Genomic DNA, 5,058 nt, shown 5'->3' on the forward strand with positions numbered 1-5,058 from the left:
AGTGGACAGCGGGAAAAGTCTCTGTTATTTGCTTCCTATCCTTCATGATTTTCTAAAAAATCATGATATGCGAGCTTTATTCCTCTTCCCCACCAAAGCTTTAGCACAAGATCAGAAAAATAACCTGCAGACATTGCTCACCGATTTGAATGAAGTATCTTCCCGGAAGCAGAAAGCAAAGCTGGGAATTTATGACGGAGATACTCCCAATGAGCAGAGAAATATTATCAGATCAAAAGCGAATTTCATTTTTTCCAATCCTGATATGCTGCATCTTGGAATTCTTCCTCATCATACTAAATGGTCAGATTTTTTCAAAAATTTATCTTTTATCGTGATCGATGAAGTTCATATTTATCGGGGAATTTTCGGTTCTCATTTTGCCAATGTGATCAGGAGATTGAAACGGATTGCAGATTTTTATAAATCTAAACCGAGATTCATCCTTACTTCTGCAACGCTCTCAAATGCAACAGATTTCATTTCCAATCTGCTCGAAGAAAATTTTGTTTTGATCGATAAAGATGGTTCTCCGCATGGAGAAAAACATTTTATGATCTATAATCCGCCATTTGTGAACAGAGAACTCGGAATCCGCAGAAGTGCGATGCTGGAAACGATCCGCCTGGCAAACTTAATTTATCAGGAAAAAGGTCAGACACTTGTTTTTGCTCAATCCCGCAGAATGGTGGAATTGATCGTGACCTATCTTCATAAAAATATTAAAAGTCCTGAAACGATCCATGGTTATCGCAGCGGGTATCTACCATCAGAAAGACGAAAGATCGAACAAAATTTCAGAGAAGGAAAGATCAGGACAACAGTGGCAACCAATGCCTTGGAACTCGGTATCGATATCGGAGGTCTGGATACGGTTATTATCTGCGGATATCCGGGAAGTATCGCTTCCACGAAACAGCAATCCGGTCGGGCTGGACGAAAAGGAAGTTCATCTTTATCGATTCTGGTCGTGTCTTCCAATCTGCTCGATCAATACCTGGCTTCTCATCCGGAATACTTATTGGAAAACTCACCGGAACAAGCTCTCATCAATCCTGATAATCCGTTTATTTTGCTTCATCATCTCCAATGTGCTGTATTCGAAAAACCTTTTCTGAATACAGAATCTTTTGGAAAATTAACTTCTAAAATCGTCGGAGAATATCTGGAAATCCTGCAAAAGTATGGAAAATTGTTTTCTTCCAAGAATACTTTTTATTGGAAATCCAGCTCGTATCCTGCTGATGACATTTCCCTGCGAACTGTCGGAGCAAATGAATATATTCTCCAATCCGAAGGAAAAACGATTGGTATTGTCGATGAGGGAAGTGCTTTCTGGATGACGCATCCGCAAGCAGTTTATATTCATAATGGAGAGTCATATCTCGTTAGAAATCTCGATCAGAAAGATCATCTGGTCGAGTTGGAAAAGAGAAAAGTTGATTATTACACACAATCGCAGAGCAAGACAGAATTCGAGCTTCTGAAACTGAAAAAAGAAAAAGAGATTAAAGGAGGAAAAAAATATTACGGACAATTGAATGTTACGGATCAAGTTGTTGGATATAAGAAGATGAAATGGTATTCCAATGAGATCCTTGGTTATGAAAATCTCGATCTTCCAGCCAGTCAGATGGTTACTTATGGTTACTGGTTTTCGTTATCGGAAAAAATGGTAAAGCAGTTAGAAGAATCAAATCTGTGGAAAAAGAAAAATGATTACGGTTCAGATTGGAAATTAATATCCGATCATGTACGGGAAAGAGATGAATATACTTGCCAGAACTGTCAGGCTATCGAAAAAGAAAAACATTTCGATGTTCATCATAAAATCCCCTTTCGTTCGTTTGTTTCCAAAAAAGAAGCCAATAAACTGGATAATCTGATCACACTCTGTCCTGCCTGTCATCGAGAAGCAGAGAAACAGATCTTCATTCAAAGCGGTCTCGCAGGTTTATCTTATCTTCTGGGAAATATTGCTCCTTTATTTCTAATGTGTGACCGGAAAGACATCAGAGTTCATCAGGAATTTGCTTCCAAACTTGCTGTCAAACGACCGACAATTATCTTCAATGACAGCATTCCTGGTGGAATCGGATTGAGTGAAAAATTATTTAAAATTCACCAGAAATTGCTCGAAGAAGCTTTTTCAGTTGTCTCGAATTGCGAATGTAAAGACGGTTGTCCTGCTTGTGTCGGTCCGGTTGCGGAGAATGGAATGGGAGCGAAGGATGAGGTGCTGGAGATGTTGAGGTTGCTGAAACATTAATTCGACTTGAAAGCGAAGCGTCGAGTCGAAACAAAAATCCAACAAACTGATTTCGTGTCGTCGCACCTTACAACTCGAATAAGGATTGTCGAAAATAACATGCCGGAATTAGAAAACTTATTAAAAGATGCACTTCCGAAAATGAAAAAACCGGAAGAAAAAAAAATCCTTTCTGATAAAGATGTTCATAGTTTAGTAACGGGAAAATATCTTTCAGAAAATGAGAAAATATTCTGCGTTGATTATTTTGAAAAACTACCATTCAACTTCGATTCTGTCGAAATACAAGAATTCAAAATCCCGCAAATAGTCGAAAAATGGGCTGGGATACAAAATATCAAATTGGATGATCTTCTTTTCATAGATACGGAAACAACCGGATTAGCCGGAGGAACCGGAACACTCGCTTTTTTAGTCGGGATCGGATTTTTCAGTGATGATCATTTCTTCGTAAAACAATTTTTTATGACCGATCCATCTGCGGAAATTTTTTTGATAAATGCTCTTGAAAAAGAATTCAGGGAATTTTCAGTGTTTGTCAGTTTCAACGGGAAAAGTTTTGATATTCCACTTTTAAAAACCCGATTTATTCTCAATCAGAAAAATCTGAAACAGATGGAAAATCTCGATCTGCTGCATCTTTCTCGAAGGTTATGGAAGAATGTTCTGGACAATTGTACACTTCAGAATTTAGAGAAACAAATCCTGCAAAAAAAACGCGATCTATCAAACGACATTCCTGGTAGTGAAATTCCGCAGGTTTATTTCGATTATCTAGAAAATAAAGATGCATCACTTCTGAAAAATGTTTTTCATCATAATAAGATCGACATTATTTCGATGGCTGCACTTTTGATCAAAATTTCTGAAACCTTGGATATTTCGGGGATCAGGAAAAATCTTCCTCAAAAAAATTTGTTTGAGATTGGAAGGTTGTTTGAGGATTGTGAAAACCTTGATTCAGCACGAGAAATATTTGAAATCGAATTAAAGAAAAATCCGCAAAATGTAAAATGTTTGAAGCAACTTTCGTTTCTTTACAAAAAATATGAGCAGATCGAAAAAGCAGAAAAACTCTGGCTGCAAGCAGCAAATTCGGATGAAATTTACGCTTTTATCGAGTTGGCAAAAATTGAAGAACATCGCAGGCATAATTATCAGAAAGCTCTGCAGTACACAGAAAAAGCGATTACTCTCGTTAAACAAAGTTATATTTTTGAGATGAGTGTGATCGATGAGTTAATTCATCGGTACAAAAGGTTAAAGAAGAAAATCAAGACTGGACTTCATCAACTTTAGTTCGATGGAGTTTATTTTCGATCTCTTTTTACTGTTCTCAACTCCATCCGTCAAAAGCCGGATGAAGTAGAGTCCAGCAAGATGGAAAATTTATGAAACAAAAAATTACAATTTCAGTGCGGGAACTTGCTGAATACACTCATCGCAGCGGTGATTTGAATTTGGAAGCATTCACCAGTTCAAGTCGGGCAGTTACTGGAATTAGAGTTCATCAGAAAATCCAGAAATCACGACCTGAAGAATATCAGAAAGAAGTTTTTGTTTCATGGCAGATCGAAACGGAAAATTTCCAGGTAGAGATAAAAGGCAGGATCGATGGAGTTTTTGTTTATCCTGATAAAATTATCATAGAAGAGATCAAAACTACGGATAGAAATCTTGATTCTTTACAGAAAAAAGAAAATCCTGTTCATTGGGCACAAGCAAAAATATATGCTTACATTTATGCATCTAAAGATTGTTTGGAAACCATAGATATTCGATTAACATATTTTCATCTCGAGTCAAAAGAAATCAAGGAAATCACGAAAACCTTTTCTATAAAAGAATTGGAAGGATTCTTCCAAACACTTTTCCAAAAATATTTAGTTTGGATGAAGCGATTATTCGATTATCGAAATCTGCGTGATGAAACAATTCGAAAATTAGATTTTCCATTTGAAAAATACCGTCCCGGTCAGCGAAAAATGGCAATGGAAGTTTACCGAAATATCCGCGATTCCGGACAATTGATCGTGCAGGCTTCTACCGGAATTGGTAAAACAGCAGCAGTCCTCTTTCCTGCGATCAAAACATTTCCTGAAAAACATTCCACAAAAATATTCTATCTGACACCAAAAACGACCGGTAAAGAAGCAGCAGAAAAATCCTTCCAAAAAATGAAGGAAAAAGGATTGAACTTTACATTTTTGACCTTAACTGCCAAAGACAAGATCTGCCCTAATCCGGAAAATGCCTGTAATGGTGAAGAATGCAGTTTTGCCAGAGGATTTTATGATCGGATCGATGCTGCACTGAATGATATTTTTCAGGAAAATTCTCTCACACGAGAAATAGTTGAAAAATACAGCCAAACACACAAAGTGTGTCCCTTCGAGTTTTCGCTGGCAATTTCTCTCTGGTCGGATTGCATCATCTGCGATTATAATTATGCTTTTGATCCTCGTATTTATTTGCGCCGTTTTTTTGATGAAGAAAATCTGAAAAAAGATGATAGATTTGTCTTCCTGATCGATGAAGCACATAATCTTGTTGATCGGGCAAGATCGATGTTTTCTGCGGATTTGTATAAGAAGAATATTCTCGAAATTCGAAAAGAGATCAAAGAAAAACTGCCTGAAATTTATAAGAATCTGGGGAAAACAAATTCCTGGCTTCTGAAGATGAGAAAACAAAGTGAAGAATCCGGAGGATATTTTAATGAAGATGAATTAACGGAAGAATTGATTCCAATTTTGAGAAAATTCCTGAAATCAACTGAAAAATAGCTG

General features: G+C 37.0%; 3 protein-coding genes. All 3 read left to right on the forward strand.

Annotation, left to right across the window (positions count from 1 at the left end; translation table 11 throughout):
* Positions 1-2,269 (forward strand): DEAD/DEAH box helicase (locus tag ENL20_06935; protein HHE38291.1); only part of this gene is annotated, 2,269 nt, incomplete at its 5' end.
* Positions 2,270-2,368: 99 nt separating this feature from the next.
* Positions 2,369-3,568: a hypothetical protein gene (locus ENL20_06940; GenBank protein HHE38292.1), complete on the forward strand. Its 1,200-nt coding sequence runs from the start codon at positions 2,369-2,371 to the stop codon at positions 3,566-3,568.
* Between the two features lie 92 nt (positions 3,569-3,660).
* Positions 3,661-5,055, forward strand: a complete 1,395-nt coding sequence (locus ENL20_06945; GenBank protein ID HHE38293.1) for a DEAD/DEAH box helicase — start codon at positions 3,661-3,663, stop codon at positions 5,053-5,055.
* Positions 5,056-5,058 lie beyond the last annotated feature (3 nt).

This window comes from Candidatus Cloacimonadota bacterium (genome assembly GCA_011372345.1).
In the GTDB taxonomy this organism is placed as follows: Bacteria; Cloacimonadota; Cloacimonadia; order Cloacimonadales; family TCS61; genus DRTC01.